At 65.9% G+C, this 26,568-nt stretch carries 20 protein-coding genes; 8 read left to right on the top strand and 12 right to left on the bottom strand.

Going from position 1 to position 26,568, the window contains the following annotated elements; genetic code table 11:
* Nucleotides 1-134: 134 nt before the first annotated feature.
* The gene (locus WD430_RS07405) at nt 135-1,760 is read left to right on the top strand and encodes a BCCT family transporter (RefSeq protein ID WP_339105379.1); all 1,626 of its coding nucleotides are present in this window, start codon (nt 135-137) and stop codon (nt 1,758-1,760) included.
* Nucleotides 1,761-1,899: 139 nt separating this feature from the next.
* On the opposite strand, the gene WD430_RS07400 is transcribed toward WD430_RS07405, so the two are convergent.
* From WD430_RS07400 to WD430_RS07390, 3 genes are all read right to left on the bottom strand, one after another.
* Nucleotides 1,900-3,162, bottom strand: coding sequence for an FAD-dependent monooxygenase (locus WD430_RS07400; protein ID WP_339105378.1), 1,263 nt, complete (start codon nt 3,160-3,162; stop codon nt 1,900-1,902).
* A gap of 228 nt (nt 3,163-3,390) precedes the next feature.
* Entirely contained in the window at nt 3,391-3,627 is a 237-nt protein-coding gene (samp2, locus tag WD430_RS07395) for a ubiquitin-like small modifier protein SAMP2 (RefSeq protein ID WP_339105802.1), read from the bottom strand.
* Nucleotides 3,628-3,713: 86 nt separating this feature from the next.
* Nucleotides 3,714-4,799, bottom strand: a complete 1,086-nt coding sequence (locus tag WD430_RS07390) for a polymer-forming cytoskeletal protein (protein ID WP_339105377.1) — start codon at nt 4,797-4,799, stop codon at nt 3,714-3,716.
* Nucleotides 4,800-4,960: 161 nt separating this feature from the next.
* On the opposite strand from WD430_RS07390, the gene WD430_RS07385 reads away from it, so the two are divergent.
* Nucleotides 4,961-5,953 carry a replication factor C small subunit gene (locus WD430_RS07385; RefSeq protein ID WP_339105376.1) on the top strand — a complete coding sequence of 331 codons (993 nt, stop codon included), beginning with the start codon at nt 4,961-4,963 and terminating at the stop codon, nt 5,951-5,953.
* Between the two features lie 26 nt (nt 5,954-5,979).
* Here the strand turns inward: WD430_RS07385 and WD430_RS07380 are convergent, their stop codons facing one another.
* Nucleotides 5,980-6,672, bottom strand: a complete 693-nt coding sequence (locus WD430_RS07380; RefSeq protein ID WP_339105375.1) for a hypothetical protein — start codon at nt 6,670-6,672, stop codon at nt 5,980-5,982.
* Nucleotides 6,673-6,690: 18 nt separating this feature from the next.
* Here WD430_RS07380 and WD430_RS07375 point away from each other — a divergent pair, with 18 nt between their 5' ends.
* Nucleotides 6,691-6,891, top strand: a complete 201-nt coding sequence (locus tag WD430_RS07375) for a hypothetical protein (RefSeq protein WP_339105374.1) — start codon at nt 6,691-6,693, stop codon at nt 6,889-6,891.
* A gap of 43 nt (nt 6,892-6,934) precedes the next feature.
* Here WD430_RS07375 and WD430_RS07370 read toward each other — a convergent pair whose 3' ends face one another.
* Nucleotides 6,935-9,145: a GAF domain-containing protein gene (locus WD430_RS07370; RefSeq protein WP_339105373.1), complete on the bottom strand. Its 2,211-nt coding sequence runs from the start codon at nt 9,143-9,145 to the stop codon at nt 6,935-6,937.
* Nucleotides 9,146-9,356: 211 nt separating this feature from the next.
* Here WD430_RS07370 and WD430_RS07365 point away from each other — a divergent pair, with 211 nt between their 5' ends.
* Complete coding sequence (locus WD430_RS07365; protein ID WP_339105372.1) at nt 9,357-10,343, top strand: asparaginase; 987 nt, start codon at nt 9,357-9,359, stop codon at nt 10,341-10,343.
* On the opposite strand, the gene WD430_RS07360 is transcribed toward WD430_RS07365, so the two are convergent.
* From WD430_RS07360 to WD430_RS07350, 3 genes are all read right to left on the bottom strand, one after another.
* Complete coding sequence (locus WD430_RS07360; protein WP_339105371.1) at nt 10,334-11,233, bottom strand: polysaccharide deacetylase; 900 nt, start codon at nt 11,231-11,233, stop codon at nt 10,334-10,336. The two genes, WD430_RS07365 and WD430_RS07360, sit on opposite strands and share 10 nt — an antisense overlap.
* Nucleotides 11,234-11,416: 183 nt before the next feature.
* Nucleotides 11,417-12,118 carry a hypothetical protein gene (locus WD430_RS07355; protein WP_339105370.1) on the bottom strand — a complete coding sequence of 234 codons (702 nt, stop codon included), beginning with the start codon at nt 12,116-12,118 and terminating at the stop codon, nt 11,417-11,419.
* Nucleotides 12,115-12,795 (bottom strand): hypothetical protein, encoded by a 681-nt coding sequence (locus WD430_RS07350; protein ID WP_339105369.1) that lies wholly within the window; start codon nt 12,793-12,795, stop codon nt 12,115-12,117. The genes WD430_RS07355 and WD430_RS07350 overlap by 4 nt, the downstream gene beginning before the upstream one ends.
* 239 nt (nt 12,796-13,034) lie before the next feature.
* Here WD430_RS07350 and alaS point away from each other — a divergent pair, with 239 nt between their 5' ends.
* Complete coding sequence (alaS, locus tag WD430_RS07345) at nt 13,035-15,812, top strand: alanine--tRNA ligase (RefSeq protein WP_339105368.1); 2,778 nt, start codon at nt 13,035-13,037, stop codon at nt 15,810-15,812.
* Between the two features lie 374 nt (nt 15,813-16,186).
* Here alaS and WD430_RS07340 read toward each other — a convergent pair whose 3' ends face one another.
* From WD430_RS07340 to WD430_RS07330, 3 genes are all read right to left on the bottom strand, one after another.
* Nucleotides 16,187-16,777, bottom strand: coding sequence for a hypothetical protein (locus WD430_RS07340; RefSeq protein ID WP_339105367.1), 591 nt, complete (start codon nt 16,775-16,777; stop codon nt 16,187-16,189).
* Nucleotides 16,778-17,603: 826 nt separating this feature from the next.
* Nucleotides 17,604-18,221, bottom strand: a complete 618-nt coding sequence (locus WD430_RS07335; RefSeq protein WP_339105366.1) for a hypothetical protein — start codon at nt 18,219-18,221, stop codon at nt 17,604-17,606.
* Nucleotides 18,222-18,226: 5 nt separating this feature from the next.
* Nucleotides 18,227-22,429, bottom strand: a complete 4,203-nt coding sequence (locus WD430_RS07330; protein WP_339105365.1) for a VWA domain-containing protein — start codon at nt 22,427-22,429, stop codon at nt 18,227-18,229.
* Between the two features lie 188 nt (nt 22,430-22,617).
* Here WD430_RS07330 and WD430_RS07325 point away from each other — a divergent pair, with 188 nt between their 5' ends.
* Nucleotides 22,618-23,403, top strand: coding sequence for an alpha/beta fold hydrolase (locus WD430_RS07325; protein WP_339105364.1), 786 nt, complete (start codon nt 22,618-22,620; stop codon nt 23,401-23,403).
* A gap of 84 nt (nt 23,404-23,487) precedes the next feature.
* Here WD430_RS07325 and WD430_RS07320 read toward each other — a convergent pair whose 3' ends face one another.
* Nucleotides 23,488-24,006, bottom strand: a complete 519-nt coding sequence (locus WD430_RS07320) for a hypothetical protein (protein ID WP_339105363.1) — start codon at nt 24,004-24,006, stop codon at nt 23,488-23,490.
* A 397-nt stretch (nt 24,007-24,403) separates the two neighbouring features.
* Here WD430_RS07320 and WD430_RS07315 point away from each other — a divergent pair, with 397 nt between their 5' ends.
* Together WD430_RS07315 and WD430_RS07310 are read left to right on the top strand one after the other, a co-directional pair.
* Nucleotides 24,404-25,657: an AMP-binding protein gene (locus WD430_RS07315; protein WP_339105361.1), complete on the top strand. Its 1,254-nt coding sequence runs from the start codon at nt 24,404-24,406 to the stop codon at nt 25,655-25,657.
* Between the two features lie 134 nt (nt 25,658-25,791).
* Nucleotides 25,792-26,535, top strand: coding sequence for a type 1 glutamine amidotransferase (locus WD430_RS07310; RefSeq protein WP_339105360.1), 744 nt, complete (start codon nt 25,792-25,794; stop codon nt 26,533-26,535).
* Nucleotides 26,536-26,568 lie beyond the last annotated feature (33 nt).

Here is a 26,568-nt window from a genome sequence, read left to right as displayed (position 1 = left end):
GATCATGGAACACATTGGCGCAACACCTGTGCCGGAGCGGAACGAGGGTGCGTTCGTCGATTCGCCCGTGAGCGAACTCGAGAGGGATCGACCGAGCGAGCGAGTTATCGGACGCCGGTGGCGTGTGATCGGCGATGAGTGACCGCGAACGGGACGGAGAGGGAGCGGTCCGAACGTTCCTCGACGAACTCGATCCGATCGTCTTCGGGGTCGGATTCGTCGTCGCCGCGCTGGTCGTCGCGGCGTTTCTCTTCCGGGAGAGCCAAACGCTCGCGCTCATGGAGGGAACCAACGAGTACCTCTGGACGAGTTTCGGCTGGGCGTATCTCGTGTCGATGTTCGCGCTCGTGGCGTTCGTGTTGTTCCTCATCTTCGGTCCCTGGGGCAACATCAAGCTGGGCGAGCCGGACGAGGACCCCGAGTTCAGCTTTCTCGCGTACTTCGCGATGCTGTACTCCGCGGGGATCGCCGCCGGCATCGTCTTCTGGGGGCCGGCGGAGGCGATCTTCCACTACTCGACCCCGTCGCCCTTCTCGGGGGTCGAAGCCGAGTCGACAGCCGCGGCCGTCAGCGCGCTCCAGTACACGTTCTTCCACTGGGGACTCTCGGCGTGGTCGGCGTACGTGATCGTGGCGATTCCGATCGCCTACTTCGCCTACCGTCGGGACGCGCCGATGCGCATCTCGACGATCATCGGGCCCATCATCGGGTTCGACAACCTCGACAGCCCCTGGGCGAAGCTCGTGGACGTCCTCGCCGTGTTCGCCACCATCGGCGGCATCGCGACGACGCTCGGGCTGGTCGGCAATCAGTTCCTCGTCGGCCTCGAGTACGCCGGCGGCGTCTCCTTTGGCGACGCGGGGACGGTGCTCGTGATCACGGGACTGACCGTCGCCTTTACCGCCTCGGTCGCGCTCGGCGTCGAGCGCGGGATCCGACGGATCTCGTACTTCAACATGGGACTGTTCGTCGTCCTGACGGCCGCGGCGTTCGTCCTCGGGCCGACGGTGTACATCATGACCGTCGGCACGCAGGCGCTGGGGGCGTACATCAACGAGTTCGTCTCGATGAGCTTCTTCATGGGCGCGGGCCAGACCGGTGGGCAGGGCGCCGACGCCGGCTTCGTCGGCGCCTGGACCGTCTTCTACTGGGCGTGGTGGTTCTCCTGGGCGCCGTTCGTCGGCCTCTTCATCGCCCGGATTTCCCGGGGACGGACCGTCCGGCAGGTCGCCGCGACCGGCGTCGTCGCGTCCACGGCCGTCACGATCCCCTGGTTCGCGACGATGGGCGGGACGTCCATCTTCCTGCAGTCGAGCGGCCAGGCCGACATCCTCGGGACGCTCGAGGCGTGGGGGTACAACGAGGCCGTCGCCGGCTACCCGCTGTTCGAGGCGCTGCCGGCGGGCGAGTTGCTCACCGTCCTCTTCCTCGTCCTGGTGACGACGTTCTTCGTGACGTCGGCGGACTCCTCGACGCTGGCGCTGGGGATGCTCACCACCGGCGGCAAGCGGAAGCCGTCGACGATCAACCGCGTCATCTGGGGCGCGCTCATGGGCGCGCTGGCCTCGCTGCTGATGGTCGCCGGCGGCACGACGGCGTTACAACAGGCCGCGATCATCGCCGGCGGTCCCTTCGCGATCATCACGCTGATCGCCGTCGGGGTCATGATCTGGGTCTTCGGCAGCCGTCGGGCGGTCTTCTTGCGCGAAGAGGACCGCTCGACCGCGCCGACCGGGTCGGCTACCCCCGACGACGATTGAGGGTGGCCGACGCGTCGAACGTCGACTCTCGACTGCGGTCGTCGTTTTCGTTTCGCCTCGGACGGTCGCGACGTTCCCCTCACTTCCGTCGCTGGACGGTCACGACACGGGAAACGCATATCGGGAGGTGTGGGACAGGTTACGGCCGCAGCACTCGCCACGCGATGCCGGGACGCAACAGCGTCGTGGCGGAACGCTCCAGCCTGAACACGCGGTAGAACGCGTCCGTGAGTTCGTCGTCCGCGTGGGCCTTCCGGATCAGTCGGTTCACGTATCTATTGAAGAGGTCGGTTCCCCGGGGTTTGGGGCCAGTCGTCTGCGGGAATTCGAAATCGGCGCCGACGGCCACTCGCCAGGCCTGTTCTATCAGGTCGGCGGCGCGCGGAAAGTACTCGAGCGCGAGATCGTCGAGCCCGTTCTCTGCGAGCGTTCGGTGGACCATCAGCGCGTCCAGCGCGCCGATCGACATCCCCTGCCCGTATACCGGATTGAAGCTGGCGATCGCGTCACCGGTCACGACGAGCCCGTCGGGGAACGCCTCGAGCTCGTCGTAGCGGCGCCTGATGCTCGACGGAAACGGATAGTGGCGGATCTCCTCGGAGGTCCACTCGCGTTCGGCCGGCAGCCGTCCCGCCTCGGCGACCGGGAAACTGTTCGCGAATGCGAGGAACGCGTCGGGGTCCGTCGGTGTGGTGTCCCCGTGGATTCCCTGGAGGATGAACTCCCACTGATCGTCTTCTATCGGGATCGCTGCGACCCCACGGGTGCGCGGCGGGGACGGCGGGACGAACAGAACGGTTCGTTCGCCCGTCGGTCTATCGAGACGGATCGTGCTGTAGGTCACGTCGACGGTCACTTCGTCGACGTCCGGCGCTCGGAATCCGTGCTCCTCGAGCCAGGCGGGCGTTCGGCTGGTTCGACCGGTCGCGTCGACGACGAGGTCCGCCGAGAGCGTCGCTCCGGTCCCGTCCTCATCGCGGTATCGCACCCCTCTAACGCCGTCTTTCGACTCGAATACGTAGTCCACGAACCGACACCCGTCGCGGAGATCGACGTTCTCCAGGTCTCGTACGCGTTCGCGAGTGACGTGCTCGAACAAGGCCCTGCTAGCGCAGAGCATCGGCAACCGATTCGGGCCATCAGCGAAGAACCCCCCGTTCTCGTAGTACTTCATCTCCGTCGCGGCATCGACCATGAGTCCGCCGTTCCGGATGACGTCTTCGCTGAAGCCGGGGAAAAAGTCCTCCAGCGTCGTTCGACCGGCCTCCAAAAGCACGTGTGGGTGGTCGGTCTGTGGCGCCCCGGCCCGCGTCTCGGGACCCTCCGGTAACGGATCGCGCTCGAGAACGGCGACCTCGTCGAACGCGTCGGAAACCGCCCTCGCGGCGGCGAGACCGGACATACTCGCACCGAGTATCACGGCTCGTCCACCGATTCGTCGGCCCATCGACGGATCGTATCGGTCGATGTTACCAAGTGTCATTCACTGGCCACGTGAGAGCTAGGCGCTTCCGAAAATCAACGTTTCGCTCAGAGACGTGGGAAAGACGGAGTGCTCTCGGAACTCGAGCGGACGCTACCCCCGATCAGTTCCGGCCGCGAGTCCCGAGGAGAGCAGTCGTGACCACCGCTAGCCGCCCTTGATCAACCGCAACACCGTCACGTGGTCGCTCTCGACGGGCTGATCCTCGGGAACGGGGCGACCGTCGACGAGGACGCTCACCTCGTGAGGGCTGAGATCGACCTCGCGGAGGAGGTCCTGATAGGTCGAGACCGTCTCGCCGTCCGCGGCCGTTCCCGACGCCGAGACCGCCTCGAGGTCGATCTCGTGGGTCGTCTCGCCCTTGACATCGACGGTGACGCGCATGATCGCTCTTGCGGGAGCGCGGACTTGAGCGCGTCGCTCTCGCCCTCGGCCGCGGACCGGCGGGCCGGCGCTGACGCGGGGTCCCATTAGTCGATCGTCGGCCCGTCGGGGCCGACCCCGTGTCGGGGTTCTCGGTCGCGCTTCCGCGCGGTCCGCCAGTGGCTGTACAGGCCGACGGCGAGCGCGCCGATGCCCAGCAGGAGGACGAGCAGGTCCAGCACGCCGCCGACGATCGGAATCAGTCCGAGGGCCGCGCCGATGACCAGCCCGACCACCAGCGCGAGCCACCGATTGCCGACGCCGACGAGCGAGAGGAGCCACGCCCCGACGGCGAAGCGACCGTAGACGATCCCGAGCCAGACGACGAGGACGAACGCGAACGCGCCGACGATCGAGAACGGGATTCCGACCACCGTGATCGCCAGCGCGATGAGCAGGATGGGGACGCCGACGAGGACGCCGAGCCCGGCCAGCCCGGACCGACCGGGCGCGCTCGAGACGCGGTCCGCGACTCCGTCAGAGAACCGGGGGAACAGGGCGAGCAACGCGGCTCCGAGCACGAGGTTCAGCGCCAGCGCGTACGCCGCGAACAGCCACGAGGCGATCGGCTGGATCGTCGGCGCGAGATCGACGCCGACCGACGAGTCCTGCTCGATGTCGCCGGCGACCGCGTCGGTGTTCCCTTGGAGGTCGCCGCCGTAGCGCAGGTCGCCCGCGATCGACGCGTCCTCACCCAGTTGGATCGTCTCGGCGCCGATCTCCGCGTCTCCCTCGAGCGTTCCGTCGACGACGACCGTTCCGGCGCCGATCGAGGTCGTCCCACCGACGACGCCCGCCTCGGTGATCGTCACGCTCCCGCCGGCGGCTTCGACGTCGCCCTCGACGGTCCCCGCGATCGTGACGCTGCCGGCCGCGACCTCGAGGTCGCCGCCGACGTCGCCCTCGATCCGGACGTCGCCGGCCACGCCGCTGACGTCGCCCGTCACGGTGCCTTCGACGATGACGGTGCCGCCGAACGCCTCGAGGCTGTCGACCGTCTCTCCTTCCTCGACGACGACCGTTCCGCCCGTTCGATCCGCCTGTGCCGCGACGGTCATCGGGACGGTGCCAGCGACGACGATTCCCACGAGAGCGACGACGAGTAGTGTCCGCGAGTTTATGTTATCTCCCATACACTACCGTACGACGAACGCTGAGAAAAATCCCACACGCAGTAGTCAGCACGACGGACTGTCTTTCCGCCGTGATTCGCTCCGTACGACGGTAACGCCGGGACGACCGTCCGGACGCGGACAAGGCAAGATTCACCTTCCGGCCGTCCCTTTCGAGCGGTATGAGCGAGGCCGACGTCGAGGCGGCGGAGCCGACTCCCGGGAAGACCGAAGTCTGGATCGAGAAGTACCGCCCGGAACGGCTCGACGAGATCAAGGGCCACGAGAACATCGTGCCGCGCCTGAAGCGGTACGTCGAGCAGGACGACCTCCCCCACCTCATGTTCGCGGGGCCGGCGGGAACCGGCAAGACGACCGCAGCACAGGCTATCGCCCGCGAAATCTACGACGACGACTGGCGCGAGAACTTCCTCGAACTGAACGCCTCCGACCAGCGCGGGATCGACGTCGTCCGCGACCGGATCAAGGACTTCGCGCGCTCGTCCTTCGGCGGCTACGATCACCGCATCATCTTCTTGGACGAGGCCGACGCGCTGACCTCCGACGCCCAGTCGGCGCTGCGCCGGACGATGGAGCAGTTCTCGAACAACACGCGCTTCATCCTCTCGTGTAACTACTCGAGCCAGATCATCGACCCCATTCAATCGCGGTGTGCGGTCTTCCGATTCACCGAACTCACAGAGGACGCCATCGAGGCCCAAGTCCGGGAAATCGCCGACAACGAGGGGATCGAGGTCACCGACGACGGCGTCGACGCGCTGGTCTACGCGTCCGACGGCGACATGCGAAAGGCGATCAACGGCCTCCAGGCGGCCGCCGTGATGGGCGAGACCGTCGACGAGGAGACCGTCTTCGCGATCACCGCCACCGCCCGCCCGGAGGAGGTCGAGGAGATGGTCGAGCACGCCATCGACGGCGACTTCACCGCCGCTCGCGCCGCCCTCGAGGACCTCCTGATGGAGCGCGGCCTCGCCGGCGGCGACGTCATCGATCAGCTCCACCGCTCGGCCTGGGAGTTCGACATCCCCGAGCGGGCGACGGTTCGGCTGCTCGAGCGACTTGGCGAAGTGGACTATCGGATCACTGAGGGCGCGAACGAGCGGCTGCAACTCGAGGCCATGCTGGCGTCGCTGGCCCTCGAGGACGAGGCCTGACCGCGGTTCGGTTTTCCCTCCGTTCGCTATTCGGGATCGGCCACCCCGTCGTAGTGACGCTCGCAGTAGTCGACGAGCGCCGCGAGCCACCGCCGAGCGACCACTCGAGGCGCGTCGTCGCCTTTCGTTTCCGGCGTCGGTCGTTCGTCAGGTTCGATCGCCGAGCCGTCCGGCGTTCGTATCGGGTCCGAATCGACGTCACCCTCGAGAATCGCCGCCGCAGTGTTGGCGTGGATCGTCCCCGCCTCGGGCCCGTAGCCGCCGCCCAGCACCGCGACGAGCGGGCGAGCGCCGACGTGCTCGGCGACGAGGCGGTCGCGCTCGTGGATCTCGCCGACCGTGAGCCGGAGGTTCCCCGTCGGATCGGCCGCGTGAACGTCCGCACCGGCGACGTAGACGACGAGATCGGGATCGACTCGCCGGAGCCACGGCGGGAGCAGTCGCTCGAGGACGGCGAGGGACGTCCGCCCGCCGGTGGCGGCCGGGAGCGGGACGTTGAGGTGGTTACCCGTCGCGTGCCCGCGGCCGGTCTCGTGGAGCCAGCCGGTGCCGGGAAACAGGTTCCAGCCGTGCATCGAGAACAGGAAGCTTCGGTCGCCGCGAGCGTCCCGCCGACGGCGAGCGCCTCCGCCCGCAGCTCCGGGTCGGCGCTCGAGACGGTTCGCGGGTCCGCCGGCGGGGACCCGAGGAGGCGCCGGAGCCGCCGCTCCGAACAGCACAGCCAGAGGTCCTCGAGGGTGGCCGGCGACGGCTCGACGCGGTCGACCGACAGCGACGACGCCTCGAGCAGCGCCGCCGCGTCCGCGTACCGCGAGAAGAGCCCGTACTCCGCGACGGCCGGATCGTCGAACCGTTCGGGGGCCGGATACCCGTCCGCCCGGACCAGCGTTCCGTTCACCACGGCTCTCGGCCCCTCGTTTCGACTCGAGTCCTCGTAAACCCCCGTCCGAAAACGGCCGCTGGCGCGCTCGAGTGCCTCCGTCAGTCGCCGTTCACGTCGGCTGGACCGACCCCACGGAACGCGAACGCGGTGCCCTCGCCCTCGGCGACGCCGACGTCCCAGCCGTGGGCGTCGGCGATCCGTTCGACGGGGCCGAGCTCGGACCCGGTGCCGTCGGCGGCGGTCAACCGGCCGTCGACGGGGGTCGTTTCCCGTCCGGTGGGGTCGACGTCGGTCCCTGCGGGGTGGCCGCTCACGGCGAACCCGTCGTCGGTCGCCCCGACGGTGACGATCGGAGCGTCGCCGCCGGTTTCGGCGGTCCCGTCCCCGGCGTCCTCGTCGTCGGCCCCGTCTCCGTCGGCGTCGACGCTCTCGACTGCCGCCCGCAACAGGTGTTCGAACAGCTCCCGCACCTGCGCCTTGTCGGCCTCGAGGACGCGGTCCTCGCCGGTCACGAGCCGCGCGTCGCCGGTGTCGACGGCGACCCAGGCCCGGCGCGCGACGTCAGTGACGGCGACGGGTTCGGTCTCGACGGCCACCGCGTCTCGACGGGCGACCGCGAGCAGTTCCGCGACGCGCTCGCGCAGGCGTTCCTGGGCCGTTTCGACCTCCGCGAAGTGCTCCGCGTCGCCGGTCTCCTCGGCGAGTTCGAGATAGCCCCGGGCGACGTTCAGCGACGTCCGGACGTCCGCCTCGAGGCTCTCGGCGATCGACTCGAGGCGCGCCTCGGCGGCCGCCAGCGCTCGCTCCCGGCGGTTCGCGTCGGTGACGTCGCTGTAGACGATCAGCCCCTCGGGGTTGTGAATCCCGTCATCGGCCGTCTCGGGGCCGTCGGCACCGTCGCGACTCGGGTCGGACCCGTCCGAATCGGCCGCCTCGAAGGGGATCAGCGTCAGGCGGAACTCGCGGACGCCGTCGACGGTCTCGCGCCGACTGCCCAGTTGCCGGCGGTCCCCGGTCCGCAGCGCCTCGATCAGCCTCTCCTGTCGGTGCTCGAGTCCCGGCGGGACGGTCGCCGCGTCGAGCGGCTCGCCGACGATCGCCGTCGAATCGGTGCCGAAGACGTCGGCAAAGGCGTCGTTGACGTCCCGGACGATCGGTCGGCCGCCGTCGATCTCGTAGCGGACCGCCGGTTCCGGGACGTTCGCGAACAGCGCTCGGGCGCGGTCGCGTTCCGCGGCGAGGCGGTCGCGCTCGGCCTCGAGTTCGTCGCGCTCGGCGGCCAGTCGCTCCCGATTCGCCTCGACGCGGTCCAGTTCCCGGCGCAGCCGATCGCGGTCGGTTCGAAGGCCAGACGCGGTCTCGAGGCGCTCGAGGGCGGCGGCGCCGAACCGTCCGCACGCGGCGAGGCGGTCGCGGTCCCGCTCGTCGAACGCCGCCGGGTCCTCGGCGGCGAGCAGGAGGAGGCCGACGTCGCCGACCGGCGCACAGCACAGCGACGTTACGCCCTCGAGGGGCGTCGTCAGGTCCTCGCGGGCCGCGAGATCGTCGATTCGGATCGGATCGCCGGTCCGCAGCGCCTCGTCGAGCGGGCCCTCCCGGGGGATCGGCTCGAGGTCGTTCGCCGCGACCGCCTCGGTGGTCGCCTGCGCCGTCAACTCGCCGAAGTGGACCGTCGACAGCCAGCCGTACTCGACCCCGGCGACGTCGGCGGCGATCTCGACCAGCCGCTGGAAGAGGGGACCGCGTTCCTCGCAGCCGGTGACCTCGGCGATCGACTCGAGGAGCCCGGCGGTCGGCCGTCCGGTCGCGTCACCGGTATCGGTCGCGTCATCGGTATCGCCCGTCTCGACGGCGTCCGACGCCGCGTCAGCGTCCGGATCTGCGGCGGGCAGCGCCGTCGGCGCGTCCTCGCGCTCGCCGGCGCACGCCCACTCGATCTCGTCCGCGAGGTGAGCGACGGCGTCGTCGGTATCCCGGCGGACGTAGCCGTCGATCCCGTCGGTCGCCCGCGCGGCCGACGGCGCGTACGCGGCCTCGGAGAAGAGTATCACCGGCGTCGGCCCACAGGCCCCGACGGCCTGGAGCAGCGTGGCGCCCGCCGCGGTCGTCGGCGTCGCAGCGAAGACGACGCAGTCGGCCTCGGCCGCCCAACTGTCCAGTTGATCGACCGCGTCCGGCGTCAGCGGCTGGACCAGCCGCTGTGGGCCCGAGTCGACGCCCTCGAGGGCGGCCGCGCCGTCGCGGGCCGCGGCGTCGGTCTCGGCGAGGTAGATCACCGTACGCGGTCGTGATCGCGGCGAGGGAGTCATGACCCTGGACTCGTATTCGTTTGCAGTGACCGACTCCCCCTATACTAATCCACCGGACGTATCGAACGCTGAGGCGGCCGAACCTGTTCGCCGCCTGCCACGAGTGGCTCGCGGTCGACCCCGCTCGTCGTCCGTCGACGATTGACTCGAGGCCACGTGCGCGACCCCGGTCTGGACTACCTTTTCGGCCGTCACCGTGAAACGTGGGTCCATGAACGTGACGCTTCTCAGCACGGGCGGTACCATCGCGAGCACCGACGCGGACGGCGGGGCGCGACCGACGCGAACGGGCGCGGAACTCCTCGAGGCCGTCCCGGAACTCGAGTCACACGCGTCACTCTCGGTCGAGTCGGTCGCGCAGGTACCGAGCTTCGAGATCGACGGCGAGACGCTCGAGACGATCGGCGAGCGGGTCCGCGAGCTCGAGGCCGATCCGACGGTCGACGCCGTCGTCGTCACGCACGGCACGGACACGATGGAGGAGACGGCCTACTACCTCGACGTCACCGTCCAGCCGGAGACGCCGGTGTTCCTGACGGGCGCCCAGCGCCGACCGGACGAGGTGAGCTCTGACGGGCCGAGCAACCTCCTGACGGCGGTCCGCGCCGCCGAAGCGTTCGCCGATCGCGACGCCGGCGGGACGTTCGTCGCGTTCAACGAGACGGTCCACAGCGCCCGCACGGTGACGAAGGCGCACACGTCCGCCCTCGAGGCGTTCCGCTCGCGGAACGCGGGGCCGGTCGCGACCGTCGACCGGAGCGGCGTCGCGATCCACCGCCGGCCCCGCAGCGAGACGCGACCGATCGAGGCGACGTCGCTCGCGGCGACCGTCTACACGATCAAGAGCGGGAGCGCCGTCACCGGCGACCTGGTCGACGCCGCCCTCGAGCGCGACGCGGACGGTCTCGTCCTCGAGGGGACGGGACTCGGAAATGCCACGGCGGGACTCGCCGACGCCGTCCGCGACGCGATCGAGGCGGGCGTCCCCGTCGTCGTCACGTCGCGCTGTCTCGAGGGGCGAGTCGCGCCGGTCTACGGCGGCGACGGCGGCGGCGAACGGCTTCGCGAGTACGGGGCCATCTTCGCCGCCGATCGCACCGCCCAGCAGGCCAGGCTTCGACTCGCGCTGGCGCTCACGGCGTTCGACGACGAGGACGCGATTCGGGAGGCGTTTTCGCCCGCTGACTCTCAGACGTAGTCGCTCTCGGCTTCGTACACCGATGGATCCTCCTTGTACTTCTCGGCGATCGTCTCGAGGGTGGTGAACTGTGCGTCCTCGTGACTCTTCACGTACTGGATGAACTCTTCGAACAGCGGGATCATGTGCGGGAGGCCGTGGATGTCCGGGTGGATCGTGAAGGTGTAGACGCCCGCGCCGCGGCGATTATAGAGGTAGTCGAACTGCCGCTTGTAGTACTGTTCGTACATCATCTCCGGATCCTTGTAGCCGGCGTGGTAGATCGGCTGCTTGATGAACAGCATCGGCGGAATGTCGTCGCGGTACCAGCTGATCGGAATCTCGACGATGTCGGTCTCCTCGCCGTACTGATAGGGTTCCATCCACGTCTCGGGCTCCTCGTCGTACTGGATCTTCTCCCAGCTGTCACCCTTCCGCATCCAGCCCGGTTCGAACATCCGCTCCATCAGGCTGCTGTCGTACAGGAAGCCGTGCTTCTCGACGAGTTCCGGCGTGTTCTCGCTGAACTCCCACCAGCTGGCGCGGTGGCCGACGGGCTCCGACCCGGTGACGTCCTCGATGAGGTCGATCGAGACCTCGAGGATCTCGTCTTCCTGCTCTCGGGAGAGGTCGGTCGGGTTCTCGTGAGAGTAGCCGTGGACGCCCAGTTCGTGGCCGTCGGCCGCGACCGCCTCGATCTCGTCGCGGAAGGTGTCGATCGTGTGGCCGGGGACGTACCACGACGTCTCGATGTCCTGCTCGTCGAAGAGCGCGAGCATCCGCGGGATGCCCTCGTTCCCGGCGGCCAGCCCCCGCGAGAGATCCGCGGGCGAGTCTTCGCCGCCGTACGAGCCGAGCCAGCCGGCGACGCAGTCCGCGTCGACGCCGATCGCGACATCAACAGTTCCCATAATGCGGCCGTAGCTCTCACGAACCAGTGGTAAAGAACTGTTTCACGGCCACTCGTGACCGTATTCGGAGCTGATCGGTCGCCGCCGATTACGGTACGCCGAGTCGAATCGTTACTCGAGGCCGCTCCGTAGAACCGCTACTCGAGCCCGCTCGAGAGAATCGCTACGTCGGTTCGCCGTCGGTCACGTGTCGGCTCGGTCGCTGTCGGCGTGGTCGGTCCGCGTCGCGACCGTCGTTCGAACCTCGCCGGCCCAGTAGCTGGCGACGATCCCGAGGGGAACGAGCCAGAGCGCGGCAAACGGCGCGTACCGCTCGAGGCTCCGCGGCGGGACGACGGCGACGAACCGGACGACGCCGAAGGCGGCCACGACCGTCAGTACCGTCACCGCCAGCAGCCGCGGGATCGCGGGGCCGCCGGCGGTCCGCCAGGGACGAAGCGAGTCCGCAGTTCGAACGTCGGCCGCGTAGAGGGCGAGCGCGCTCCCGACCGCACCGGTGGTCAGCGCGACCGCCGTATCGACGCCGAGGACGTACTGCCCCGCCGCGAGGTCGCCGAGGGCGATCGGCACCAGCGGAATCGCGAAGGCGAGTCCCGGTCCGCCGTTCCAGATCGCGTAGGCGAACGGGCCGATCGTGATCGTCACCGTCGCGGCGACGATCAGGACCGTGCTGACGTGATCGAACCCGAGCGACAGCGTGTCCAGCAGCGCGCCGTCGACCCTGACGGTCGCTCCCGCGTAGCTGACGGCGAACAGCCCGATCAGGGCGGCCAGAGACGCGACGGCGATCGCCGTTCGACGGCGCTCGAGGCCGACCAGTGGGTGGTCGAGAACGGTACCGACTGCGGATCGGAGGTCGAATCCGCGGCGGTCGTCGGTGCTCATGGCGACTCCGTGATGACGGCCGCGAGGCCGTCGTAATCGCGCTGGCCGTTGTCGAGATCGATCGCGTCCGGCGAGACCTCCCAGCCGGCCGCGTCGAAGGTGGCGGCGATCGACTTCCGGCCGCGGTCGTAGGAGATGACGTCGTGTTTCGGCCGCGCGGCCGAGTCCTCGTGGACCTGCATCGAGACGATTCCCTCGAACGACCAGCAGCGCACGTGAAAGCGGCCGCTGGCGCCGAAGTAGGATTCGGCGGCCGTCGCCTGCTGGCGGACGAACCGACCCTCGGTCCGGTCCCAGGCATAGCGCGTGTACTCGTCGGGGTCGCGAAGCCAGCCCTCGGCCTCGAGCACCTGCATGACGCTCTCGAGGCCGGACGCGTCGGTCTCGGTGTCTGGCACGAGGACGACGTTGATCGGCGACGTCGCGACGAACTTCTCGCGGTCGGTTCGGTTGGGTTCGGCAGCGGTCGCTCGATACTGGTAGCGCGCGATCGGTGTCTCGGTCTCGCGGGTAATCTGATCGTCGGTCCACCCGGCCACCGCGTTCGGCAGCGCGGCGGCTTCGGCCGTTCGATCCATCGGCGTCGCGTCGGGCGGCGACGGTAACGCGACGAGGCCACCGAGCGTCCCGACGGCGGCCAGTCCACCGGTCCGGAGCAGGGAGCGTCTCGATCGCATCGCTACCCCCCGATCGCTCGAATCGAGCGCCCGCGGCCGCCTCGAGTGACTTGTTCGGCGTTCTCCATCTCGACTCTTGCACGATAAAATCAATGGCAATAGTATATACCTTTTCAATGGGACGGCCGCGAGCTAACGAAACGTCCCACAGCAACCGACGGCTTCGGCCGTGCCCAACGATTTCGCCCGATTGAACGTTGCGGAACTGTTTTAGGCGCTGGCTGGCCAACACATACGTAATGAGCGAACTGGCGGACGAGTACCGCCTCGAGTACTTCGAGGAGGAAGGATTCGAACGCAAGGAGTGTCCGTCCTGTGGCGCGCACTTCTGGACCCGCGACCACGACCGGGAGACGTGCGGCGAGCCGCCCTGCGAGGAGTACGGCTTCATCGAGAACCCCGGCTTCGACGAGGAGTACAGTCTGACGGAGATGCGCGAGGTGTTCCTCTCGTACTTCGAGGACCACGACCACGAGCGGATCGATCCCTACCCCGTCGCCGCCAACCGCTGGCGCGACGACGTCCTGCTGACGCAGGCGTCGATCTACGACTTCCAGCCGCTGGTCACCAGCGGCGAGACGCCGCCGCCGGCGAATCCGCTGACGGTGTCCCAGCCCTGCATCCGGATGCAGGACATCGACAACGTCGGCAAGACCGGGCGGCACACGATGGCCTTCGAGATGATGGCCCACCACGCGTTCAACACGCGAGAGGACATCCCCGAGGACAAGTACGCCTACCACGGCGAGGTCTACTGGAAGGACCGCACCGTCGAGCTCTGCGACGGTTTGCTCGAGGAACTCGGCGCGGACATCAGCGAGGTCACCTACATCGAGGATCCCTGGGTCGGCGGCGGCAACGCCGGCCCCGCCATCGAGGTCATCTACCGCGGGCTCGAGATCGCCACGCTGGTCTTCATGTGCATGGAGCAGGACCCCGAGGGCGAGTACGAGCTCAAGGACGGGAACCGGTACTCCTACATGGACACCTACATCGTCGACACCGGCTACGGCCTCGAGCGGTGGACCTGGATGAGCCAGGGCACGGCGACGGTCTACGAGGCGATCTACCCGGAGATGATCGACTTCCTCAAGGACAACGCCGGCCTCTCCTACACCGACGAGGAGACCGAGGTCGTCTCCCGTGCCGCCCGCCTCTCCGGGCAGCTCGATATCGACGACGTCGACGACGTCGAGGCCGCCCGCGGCGATATTGCCGCCGAAATCGGCGTCTCCGTCGACGAACTGCGCGATCTCGTCGAGCCGCTCGAGGACATCTACGCCATCGCCGACCACTGCCGCACGCTGGCCTACATGCTCGGCGACGGTATCGTCCCCTCGAACGTCGGGACGGGCTACCTCGCGCGGATGGTCCTGCGTCGCACGAAGCGCCTCTGTGACAACGCCGGCGTCGACGCGCCGCTGGACGAACTCGTCGACATGCAGGCCGAGCGCCTCGAGTACGAGAACCGCGACACGATCCGCGACATCGTCCGCACCGAGGTCGAGAAGTACCGCGAGACCTTAGAGCGCGGCGGCCGCCGCGTCGAGTCGCTGGCCGAGGAGTACGCGGAACGGGGCGAGCCCATTCCGACCGAGGAGCTGATCGAACTCTACGACTCCCACGGCATCCAGCCCGATATGGTCGAGGAGATCGCCGAGGAGGCCGGCGCCGAGATCGACGTGCCGGACGACTTCTACAGCCTCGTCGCCCAGCGCCACGACACCCCCGAGGCCGTCGAGGCGGCCGACGAGGACGAGGAGGACCGCTTCGAGGACCTCCCCGAGACCGAGAAGCTCTACTACGACGACCAGCAGCGCACCCAGTTCGAGGCCGTCGTGCTCGACGTCTTCGAGCGCGAGGAGGGGTACGACGTCGTCCTCGATCAGACGATGTTCTACCCCGAGGGCGGTGGCCAACCCGCAGACACGGGGACGCTCTCGACCGACGACACGGCCGCCGAGGTCACGGACGTCCAGATCGAGGACGGCGTCATCCTCCACCGGGCCGACGAGAACCCCGGCAAGGGTGAGTTCGTCAACGGACAGATCGACGGCGGCCGCCGCCGGCAGCTGATGCGCCACCACACGGCGACCCACATCGTCATCCACGCGGCCCGACAGGTGCTGGGCGAGCACATCCGTCAGGCCGGCGCCCAGAAGGGCGTCGACTCCTCGCGGATCGACGTCCGCCACTACGACCGCATCTCCCGCGCGGACGTCAGGGAGATCGAATCGCTGGCGAACGAGCTCGTGATGGACAACGTTCAGGTCACCCAGGAGTGGCCCGACCGCCACGACGCGGAGGCCGAACACGGTTTCGACCTCTACCAGGGCGGGATCCCGCCGGGCGAGCAGATCCGGCTGATCCAGGTCGCCGACGATATCCAGGCCTGCGGCGGCACGCACGTCGCCCGGACCGGCGACATCGGCTCGATCAAGATCCTGAACACGGAACGCGTCCAGGACGGCGTCGAGCGCATCACCTTTGCGGCGGGCGAGGCTGCCATCGAGTCGACCCAGCGAACGGAGGACGCCCTCTACGAGGCCGCCGAAATCCTCGACGTCTCCCCCGAGGACGTGCCCGAGACCGCCGAACGCTTCTTCGAGGAGTGGAAGGCGCGCGGCAAGGAGATCGAGGACCTGACGGAACAGCTCGCCGCGGCCCGCGCCGGCGGCGGTGGCGGCGGCGAGGAGGTCGAGGTCGGCGACCGAACCGCGGTCGTCGACCGCATCGACGCCGATATGGACGAACTCCGCGCGACCGCGAACGCCCTCGTCGAGGAGGGGAAGATCGCCGTCCTCGGCAGCGGCCAGAGCGGGGCTCAGTTCGTCGTCGCGGTGCCCGACGACTCGAGCGTCAACGCCGGCGAGGTCGTCGGCGAACTCGCCGGCCGCGTCGGCGGCGGCGGCGGCGGCCCGCCGGACTTCGCGCAGGGCGGCGGTCCCAACGTCGAGGACTTAGACGCGGCGCTCGAGGACGCACCGGACGTGTTGCGGCAGATTCAGGACGTCTGATCGCTGTTCGGCTCTCCTATTCTTCTCGTCGGTCACCGTTTCGATGTATTCGGCTGTGTCCCGGCGGAACGCATCGACGAGCGATCCGGACTATGTCGTCGTCAATTCCCCGGTACGCGTATTCGGTGGTTCGGGAGATTACGACGATCGCCCCACCGTCAGATCAGCCGCAATCCGTTCAGTAGCGCGTCGATATCGCTCGAACTCGATCAGCTCGTCGGCGAGCCGCTCGTTTTCGTCGATCACCAGCTCGTGAAACTCCCTTGCCGCTCGGAGGGATTCCTCGATGAGTGCCGTCGATTCTATGACGATCGACGGCTCCTCCCCGGTTCGTCGATCCGGGTCGAGAGCGCTTTCTCGCGTATAGCACAATCTCACTCGAGTTCGGCGGCGACTGCCGACGGGTGACGCCACCAGTACGAATCAGGGTAGTACGGCAACTCTACCACGTAATCCTGGACATCATCGATGTACATCTCGTACCGGCACCGGAACACATCGTCTAACGTATCAATTCGAATCTGTTGTTCGGAAAGGTCGTAGTAGTCCGCTAATTTGTCCAGGTACATCTCGATCGCGTCACGACGGTTCACGGCGAGTTCGACTTCGTTCGGTACCGGATCGAGTTCGTGGAAGTAACACACCGTTTTCGGGAAGTGGTCTATTCGGGTCCGCAGTTCGGAGCGCGCTTTCTCTCGATATTCGGCGGTGTCCAGCACGGATTGCGTTTCCGTACTCAACCGTTCGTACCGGTCGATTGTGCCGCTCTCAACGGTCTCTGACGGAATTTCGTCCAGCAGAAAGTCAGCTTTCGCATCGTACAGAATGATCCTGCTGATCGGTGAATCGTACGGCGTGATCTCCTCGAGGTGATCGGTCTCTCGCAATTCAGCCAGTGCCGTCTCGTACCGATTCAGGGTCCTCTCGAGTTGTTGTGATAATGTGGTCACGTTACGTTCCTCCATCCAGTTTCGTCATTTGACCGTCGGAAGCCCGATTGTAAACGTAGTCACCTATCGTTATATTCGATCCGGATCGGTCGAGCCGTCGTCATAGTCTCGTCAAATCGCGACTCGAGATAGTATCGCTTCCTGCAAGAATACAGTGAAGATACCGAGAGTCGGAAAGAGAAGATCTCGTTTATTCGACCGAGTCTCGTTCGTTCGCGACCCACGATGGATGTCGCCACCAGAACGAGTCGGGGTACCAGGACCGCTCGATGTGAGGCGCCCGTTCGAGAATATCGTCGACGTGCGTTTCGTACGCCCGGCGAAATCGCTCGTCGATGTCCTCGAGACGGGACCGGTGCGCGTCGACGTCTCGCACGGAGTCCAACTCGTCGAGACCGAACTCGAGGGAATCTCGGCTCCAGATCATGTTGTCGAACGGGTCTGGAAGCGAGTCGTTCGTTTCGATATTCTCGACCATGTTCTCAAAGTGATCGATACGTGTCTCGAGCTCGCTACTGGCCTGCTCTTGGAACCAGTCGCTCGAGCGCAGTTCGTCGATCTCGGCTTTGAGTGATCGATATTCACTGGTGACCGTCGTATCGACCTCGTTTCGTGTTTCCTCGTTCGAGAGGAGGAATTCGATTCTCCCGACAGCGAAAGCATCCCGCTGAGCGCGTGTCGATTGAACGGATCTAGATCCTCGACGGACGCGTCCCGGACTGCTGAGACGCTCTCGCCGAGTGAATCGGCGTGCCGTTCGACTAATTCGTGATGTGGCATGATCGGGTATTGCAATTTTCCCGCGGTGATCTCCAGACGGTCGAGTCTCCCACCTTGTCGCTCAGGCTCCGTTCAACGACGAATCGAGTTCTTCGTCGACCTTCGACGGATGTCGCCACCAGAACGACTCCGGATAGTAGGGACGCTGGACCGTGGGGCACTCGGATCGGATCGTCTCGATGCCCTCCTCGTACCGCACCCGCAACACCTCATCCAGCGTTTCGAGACGGATTCGCTGTTCGTGGACGTCGATCGATTCGGTGGTATCGAGTTCGGTGAGCAGCGCTTCGATGCTGTCTCGCCATCCGAGATGTTGTTCGACTTCCATCTGGAGCGGTTCGAGTTCTAAGAAGTGGCTCACCTTTGCCGGGAACGATTCGAGTAAATACTCGAGTTCGGCGACCGCGTATCGTCGCACGTCAGGTGAACGCAGGAGTTCCTCCATCTCTTCCCGACACGTAGCGTACTCGGATTCCAACTCTAACATATCCACGTCCGTCTCGCGAAGCGCTCGTAGTAACCCCTTCACCTCCGTGTCCGCGACGAGGGCTGCCGAGAGGCTCGGCTCTTCGGCCGGTGGAAGCTGAGAGTAGTCCTCGATAGCGCTGAACCGGTCCAGTTGGTCACGATAGGATCTCAAGTACCGTTTTGTCCGTTCTTGTGAGGGATCAATCGCCATCGTGATCACCCCAGATCCATCCTGATCGCCTGATCGGCATCCACTCGATCATCGACGTACTCTCTCGGTGGTCGAGGCTTAAAGTACGTCTGGATTTCGCCATTTGCGTTCTTTGTTACGAGTTCGTTCGATGCCCGATCGTATACTGCCATATTCTGCTTGTCAAATTGATAGTACAGCTCGACATTCGAATCTTGGTTTGCAAGATTCGTCGCCTTAGTCCGGTACTCATCCTTACTCAACGTCGGGCTCCACTCGCTGGCGTGATCGCTGTGATGACGATTAAAGTTCGCTGCCGAGTCACCGGGCCCACCGGGTGACCATCGACCGGTCGCCTTGTTGTTCAGGGTTTTCTCCACATGCCGCACGTCCTGGCCCCGCTCGGCGACCCGCATCAGCGCGTTCGGATCGATGGCGTGGTCGTTCGTCGTGCGAACGATAGTCGTGACCAGTTCGTCGTCGGGCGAGGCCGACAGCAACTGGTGGGCGTCGCCCGAATCGAGGCGGTTGATCACCGTGACGCCGTCCTCGCCGTGTCTGTTGAGGAACGTGCCCAGCTGTTCGTGGGAACGGCTGAGGTCGTCGTACTTCCCTGGCGGGATATCGTCGACCAGCTCCCTGACCTTTTGGGCCGCCTGAGCCGACGAAAGCCCCGAAACGAGGTCGTCGGTCACCCGTCCACCGTCTGCAGCTACCTGCTTGACCATCCCAGTCTTCGATCCCGATCGCAGCCCCACCGAGAGGTCGCCGACGCCGCGACGCGCCTGCCGGAGCGCGTCGATGAGTTCGTCGGGGTTTCTGGCCGCTTTGGTCACGGAGCCGCCGTATGCCATCGAAGCGGCGAAGTGCAGGCTGTAGCCGGCGTACCAGCCGTCAGCGAACGCGTCGTGTTTGGCCGTCTGCGTGTGGGGGTTAAAGGGATTCTCCTGACGTTGCTGCTCCCTGACGCTCTCGGGGAGGCCTTCGACGATTTCTCTGACCGTCGTCTCCCCGAGCGCGTCTCGAACCTCCTGTAACGACTCGTATGTGTCGTGGGGCCGGGTGAACACCAAGACGAGGAGATCCGCCGTTTCCGATGCCCCGTGTGTGAACCCGGAGAGCGTTCCCGTCGTCCCGGCCGACAGCGAGCCGGTGGCGTACTCCTCGGCGAGGTCGGTATAGAACGCATTCTTCTGGAACGCGCGAACCTTGTCTTCGTTTCCGTGGACGTCGGCAACTTCGATGTAGACCTCGGCACCGCGTAGCGAATCGGCGATGAACCCTTCGTACGCCGACGTAAAGCGCGTGTATTCGTCAACTTCCTCGATACCGCTATAGTAGTTAGTGTCCCAGCTCCGGCCGTCTTTCGTCAACTCGCTCCGGGAGAGACCCGCCTCGTCTTCGATCGTGTACTCGAACTCGTACTCGTAGGTGTAAACGGGGTACGAGACCGTCCACCAAAGCACATCTTTCGTTCGCCATTCCGTGATGGTTTCCTCGTCGGCGTCAAGTGCCGTGATCCGCGGCGGTGTGGTGGTAAAGACCGTTGGATCCTCTTGGAACGATTCGCTGGCGTACGCGTCCGAGAGACCGTCACCCGTCGTATCGACTGCAGCGGGATCCGTTCCGAGTGTAACCTGCTCGGCATCGGTGAGACCGTTTCCAGTAGTGTCGCTAACTAACGGATCGGCTGATGCAGTCTTCGGTGTAAAGTACGGATCGAGGTCTGGATTGTCCTTCTCGTGAAGTGCTTCTTCGAGAGCCTTCGCGTCCTTCCAATTGTCGACGACCTCGATCTCCCAGCCCTCGAGTTGTTCGCGATCCGTCAATCCGTCGCCAGTCGTATCGATCCGTGCCGGATGATGCTCGGCGTAGGTGACCTGTGCGGTGAGCTTCGTCTCGTTGTTCTCCTCGTAGACGCGATAGTTGATGTCGACGGTCTCGTTGTCGCGGATGCCGTCGCCGCTGGTATCTAGAGCAATCGGATCGAGGTTCAGCGGTTCGCCGACGACGCCGGGTTCGCCGGTCGGCATCGAGAGATCCATCTCAGCGACGAGATCGGGAATCCCGTCGCCGTTGGTATCCTGCAGGTCGACGCCGGTCTGATTTTCGGCGACGCGCTTGAACGTCTCGGGGAGGTCTTCCTCCCGTTCGACGTGGTGGAAGTCGCCGCCGGTGATGGCCGCGATCTCGCGGAGTTCGTTCTCGTCGATGCTGTTCCCGAGGCCGATCGTACTGATCTCGACGCCGGCGTCGGCGGCGTCTTCGGCAACCGATAGCGGATAGGAGTCGCTGTTTGACTTTCCGTCAGACAATAGGATCATCACGTCCGAGCGGTTCTCCCAGCCTGCGCTCTCGAGGTGATCGAGGCCGACGCGGAGGCCGGCTTCGGTGTGGGTACCGCCGCCGGCGTCCAGTCGCTCGAGGCTGCGGTTGAGCGCGTCGCGGTCGGTCGTCAGCGATTGATCGAGGCTCGCACTCGAGTCGTAGCCGACCAGCCCGGCGCGTTCGTCGGTGGTGAGCGCGCCGACGAAGCGCTTGGCGGCGTCTTCGGCGTAGTCGATCGGCGCACCGCTCATACTGCCGCTCTCGTCGAGCACGAAGACGAAATCGGCTTTTTCGATCTCGGTGCCGTTTCCGACGCCGTCGTCGAGGTGTTCGTCGTCGAGGGTGATCGTATCGCTCGTCCGATCCTCCCAGTCGTCGATCCAGAACACCGAGAAAAAGGAGAAGTGGTCGACGTCGGCGGTCGCGACGCCGGCGTCGCGGTCGATCTCGGTCTCGACCGGCGTCCACGGCTCGTCGCTGTGGGGATCCCACGTGACGATCGAGAGATTCCCCTCGCGCTCGAGCGCCTCGCCGTCGAGAGGAATCTCGACGGTCGCCTCGTCGATCGGCGTCGCGTTCTCGATGCGTACCATCGGTCCGGCACGGTACGCGCTATCGGTCGCGGGCGTCTCGTCGGAAACCGAGATGTCGGTCTCGTGGAGGCCGTCCCCGCCGACGGCGACTGAAACGCCAGAGGATTCGTCGATGGCTTCAACGGTCTGGTATTCGTCGGGGGCGGGCCGTTCCCACACGATATCGTCCTCCGTAATACGAATCTCGTGGGTCGCTTCGACCGTTCGGTCGGCGTCGTGGTCCGCCGTCGCCGCCACGGTAACGGTCACATTTTCGGGGTTGGACCCCAGATCGACGAGCGTCGACCCGATCGCAGTCGTTCCCGCTTTTTCGCTGGTAGTGAACGAAACGGGATCGACGTCGGCGTTTCCATCGACCGTCACCGTGGCGTTGTCGTAGTTATAGGGACGAACGTCAGTCAGGATTGCCTGAAGCGACACTTGGACCGTCCCGTTTCGTTCGAATGGGCGCCCCTGCGTCAGCGACAGCGAGGGTTCGGTGTTTGCTTCGACCGTGTCGAACACTCGCTCCGTCTGCTTCCAGGCGTTTTCGAGGTGCGACAGCGCTTTCGCGCGGTCGTCCGGACCGATCGATCGGTCAGCGGACTTGCCTCGTTTCTTTCCCTTCCCAGAGGTATCCCGCGAAACGGTCCTATCGGCCCGTTCGAGGGCATTGATGGCGTTTCCGAGTGCACTCTCAACCTTCTGTCGCTGTCCGTGATTGCGGAACTCGCCTTCGTTTTCGGCGACGACAGTGGTCGCATCGGAGACGGCGAGGCGAGCGCTCGCGTTGCCCGCCGTGTACAGTTCTTCGCTAATCGCATCGACGACCGCTTCGTCGTCCTCAACGACTTCGCTCCGCAGTGTCGCGAGCGCCTGCTGTGCGTCAGCCAAGTGTTTGAAGGCTGCCTGCGAATCAGCGTATCGGACCCGACGGTACTCGTGCAGCGAAGCATTGATCGCTGCGACGGTATCGTTCGCCGCCGCCGTCGCGGCGTCGTCGTCCTCGATATCGAGCTCCTCGAGGCGCTCAGTCGCAGCGAGGATCGTCTCGAGCGTCGTGTTCTCCTCGAGATTCGGAACCGCGACGTTTGCATCGCCGCGGTCGTGTCCCGGCGGTCCGTCTTGACCCGGTGGTCCACCGCCCTTCTGACCGAGCGATCCATCGTTAGGCCCGGGAGCGTTACCGGGCTGGACTGCGAACGGAGACCGTTGCTCGTCCGCCGCACTCGCACTCGGTCCGCTCGCGAGTGCGGGCATAGCGACCAGCGAGGTCGCCAGTAGTACGGCGAAGAATACTGCACCCAATCGTTCTTTTTCGAACCCCATACCAGAGATATAATATTTACTGTATTTATAATTTCCCTTAATATAGGACATCAAGTTATAATGGGGGTAGGGTGTTCAACGATGAAAATAATGAATAATTTATAACTTCTACGAATAGTACCGGCTGCCATCGCTGAGGACCGCACGGAATCGAAACCGTCGCCTTTCTCGGCTGCCACACGTTCCGTATGCCCATCGCATCGAACGGGAGCGTCTCGCTGTACTACGACCGCGCCGGCGAGGGCGACCCAGTGGTCTTCGTCCCCGAAGCCGGCCTCGGCGGCTGGCTCTGGGGCTGGCAACACGCCGCCGTCGCCGGCCCCTACGAGGCCGTCGTCTGGGATCTCCGGGGTACCGGTCGCTCGGACGCACCGCCCGGCCCATATACGCTCGAGACGCTCGCGGACGACCTCGAGGCGGTCCTCTCGGAGTGCGAGATCCGGAAGGCACACCTCGTCGGCTGCGGGCTCGGCGGGGCCATCGCCCTCGAGGCCGCCCGGACCTCGAGTCGCGTCGCGACGCTGACGCTGTTTGGCACCGCGCCCCGAGGAGCGCAGTTCGACCTCGAACCGCTGTTCGCGCCGCCGGACGACCGCGAGGCGCTGGCCGATTCGCTCGAGGCGGGCCTCTCAGCCGAGTTCCTCGAGAGCCAGCCCGCCGACGTGCGCGAGGGGATCGTCGACTGGCGGGCCGACGGCGACGCCGACCGGGCGGGTTGGGAGGCACAGGTCGCGGCCCTCGAGGGATTCGACGCGACCGAGTGGCTCGTCGAGGTGACCCAGCCGACGCTGGTCTTCCACGGCGGCGCGGACGAACTGGTGTCCCCGTCGGCGGGGCGGACGTTGGCAGACGGATTGCCCCGCGGTGAGTTCACCGAGCTCGAGGATGCCGGCCACCTGGCGTTTATCGAGCGCTCGCGGGACGTCAACGATCGGGTGCTCGGCTTTCTCGAGGCCCACACCGACGACGAATAGGACGCCCGATTCGGGATCGAACGGTCGCCGGCAATTATCGATCGTTCTCGAGAGGGCGACCGACTGGGAATCGAGGCCGGATTCTCACTCCAAATTCCCCGAATAGTATATCCGGGAGAACTCGTCTGAGATGCTGGTACGGTTGATACTGTCTCCGACGACTACTTCCCATTCTCCGTCGAGTAACTGCTCGCCGTCTTCGACGCCGTACGTATCGAAAGCGGTCAACCCACCGATAGCAACGGAGCGATGCTCTGATACTGAGTCGAAGGTGTACTGTTGACGATAGGTATCGCTACTGCGTTCGCTTTTATCGTCCGCGGACGCGCTCTTCGTCAACCGAGTATTCAATGAAAACGAGAGACTAGTTGAGCCAGTTCCGCTATCGATGTCGACAGTCCCGGACGACGTCCCGACCGGAAGCCAGTTTCCCGGCCACGTCGTTTCGAAAAACGCTCCGTTCATACCGTCGATTTCGATTCTGGCATCGCGAAGCGGTGGCCCGTCGGGGCCGATTTCTATTTCGACCGTTACGACTCGAGTCCCGCTACGCCCGAGTTCGGTATCCTGCATCGGTCTGTATACGTATGCGTCGTAGCTCACGTGCTTGGTTCCGGTAGTACTCCCCATGTAGTGAGACAGTGCCTCGAAATCCGATTCCAACGCTAAATCGGCGTCAGAATCGGCACCAGAATCGGCGCTCGTACTCGATGAAATGGCGCCGAGGGCGAATCCCCCTGCGAGAACCCGACCGGCTGTCTCGAGGAGGCGCCGGCGACTGGTGTTGATTTCGCCATTTTCTAACGGCATATAACCCTCTTTATATCGGGCTGCATTTATAATCTGAGAATAATTTGATTGGTGCTATTTCCGGGGTGCCCACTATTGCCGTAAACTCATACCGGTTCAGTTGCGCATCGAGCTAGATTGCCACGCGGACACGCTCGATGAACGCGCTCACGTGCTTGCGATTGACCCCCCAGCTACTACGGACGCGGGGGTGGCAGTCCCGTTCGTGACGCTCTCGCTGGTACGTCGGGCCGAACGGTTTCCGGAACGGACGGCGGTCGTCGACGTCTCCGAGGAGCGGCTGTACGCCCCCGCGGAGACGATCCACGAGAACCGCGTCTCTTACGGCGAACTCTCGGCGATGGCGACGCGGACGGCCGAACACCTCTCCGCGCTGGGGGTCGGGGCCGGCGACGTCGTCTGTCTCCTCACGCGCAACCGCGTCGCGTCGCTCGCGCTCCTGTTCGCCTGTCGGCGGCTCGACGCCACTTTCTTCCCGATCTCCCACCGGTTGACGCCCGCGTCCGTCGAGCGCCCGTTCGACGCGATCGAACCCGATCTGGTCGTCTCCGAGGCGGCCCAGCGCGACCTCGTGCGCTCGATCCCCTTCGACCGGTCGGTGACCCTCGAGGAGCTCGCCGAGGCCGACCGGGACGCCGTCACCGACCCGGACGAGCGCGACCGCGGTTCCGAGTCCGACGCCCCGCTCGCGCTCCTCCACGGCGACGACGGCCGACCGCTCGTCGGCTACTCGGCCTCCGCGCTCGAGTGGAACTGCGTCTCGTCGCTCGTCGCGTGGGGGCTCTCGAGCGACGACGTCGTTCCGTTGACGCCGCCGCTCTCGAGTCCCGACGGGCTCGTCCGCGTCGCGCTGTCGGTGCTGTACGTCGGCGGCACCCTGCTGCTCGATCGGGCGTTCGATCCCGGCGATACGCTGACCGCGATCGCCGAGGAGAACGCGACGCTGCTCGCAGGTCGCGAGACGGCGATCCGCGACCTCGCCGCCGAGTCGGGGTTCGACGACGCGGTCGACTCGCTCGAGCGCGTGATCGTCGAGGGAGCGATCGAGGACGACGCGCTCGGGGCCTACCGCGACCGCAACGTCCCGGTCGCACGCGCGGACGGCCGCCTCGAGTGTCCGACGGCGTTCTGCCAGTCGTTCGACGCGGACGCCGAGGCGGACGACGTCGGCACGCCCGTCCCCGACTGCCGCGCGCGACTGGTCGACGAGTCGGGGACCGTCCTCGAGGGCGCGGCCGAGGGCCGACTCGAACTGTCTGGCCCGGTCGTGGCCGACGGCTACGTAAACGCTGCCGGAACCGACGACGGGAACTGGTACGCGTCGGCCGAGGAACAAAGCGACGACTACGGTGAGTCCGGCGACCGTGGTCGGTTCACCGACGGCCGGTTCGAAACGGGCGATCGGTACCGGCGCGACGAGGACGGCGCTTATCGGCCGCAGTGACTGCCGACCTCCCATCCTTCGTCCCCGGATTTCGGTGCTCTCGCTCGAGATCGGGACGGGCTAGCCGTCAGCGGTTGCGGCAACCCCGGTCCGGGACAGAAGGCATATCTTCCCTGAGTCGCCAATACGGGACGATGGAACAGCTTCGTATTGCCGTCCTGAACGCGGCTCATCGGGACGAGAACACGACGCGGAACTTCCGGCGCGAACTCGACGCTTCGCTCGCGGAGTTCGACGCTACCGAGGGCGAGGTGCCGGACGAGTTCGACTACGACGGCGCCGTCGTCACGGGGTCGCGGTCGTCGGTGTACTGGGACGAGGAGTGGATGCAACCGATCAAGGAGTGGGTCGGCGAGGCGATCGACCGTGGAATTCCGTTCCTCGGCGTCTGTTGGGGCCACCAGCTCCTGGCGGACGTCCTCGGCGGCACCGTCGAGGACATGGGCGCCTACGAAGTCGGCTACAGCGAGATCGAACACGACGGGAACTCGCGCCTCTTCGACGACATCGACGAGGAGTTCACCGCCTTCACCAGCCACTCCGACGAGGTTTCGGAACTTCCCCCCGGCGCCGAGCCCCTCGCCGAGAATCACTACTCCAACCACGGCTTCCGCAAGGACCGGGTCTTCGGCGTCCAGTTCCACCCCGAGTACGACACCAAGACCGCCCGCGAACTCGTCCACCGCAAGGACCTCTCCGACGACCGCCGCCAGTCGGTCCTCGACGAGATCACTGAGGAGAACTATCAACGGGCCTGCGAGGCGAAACTCGTCTTCGACAACTTCCTCGAGTTCGTCTGCGAGGTTCGAGCGGGCGAGGTCGCGGCCGAGACGGAGGCCGAGTCTCGGGAGGCCGCTCGAGTCGGCCGTTCTGACTAGCTCTTCCGTCTCGGAGCTCTCGGATTCCGTCCT

This window comes from Haloterrigena sp. KLK7 (assembly GCF_037914945.1).
Taxonomy (GTDB): domain Archaea; phylum Halobacteriota; class Halobacteria; order Halobacteriales; family Natrialbaceae; genus Haloterrigena; species Haloterrigena salinisoli.
Note: the sequence above shows the minus strand (reverse complement) of the source record. Positions and strands in the feature narration are given on the sequence as shown.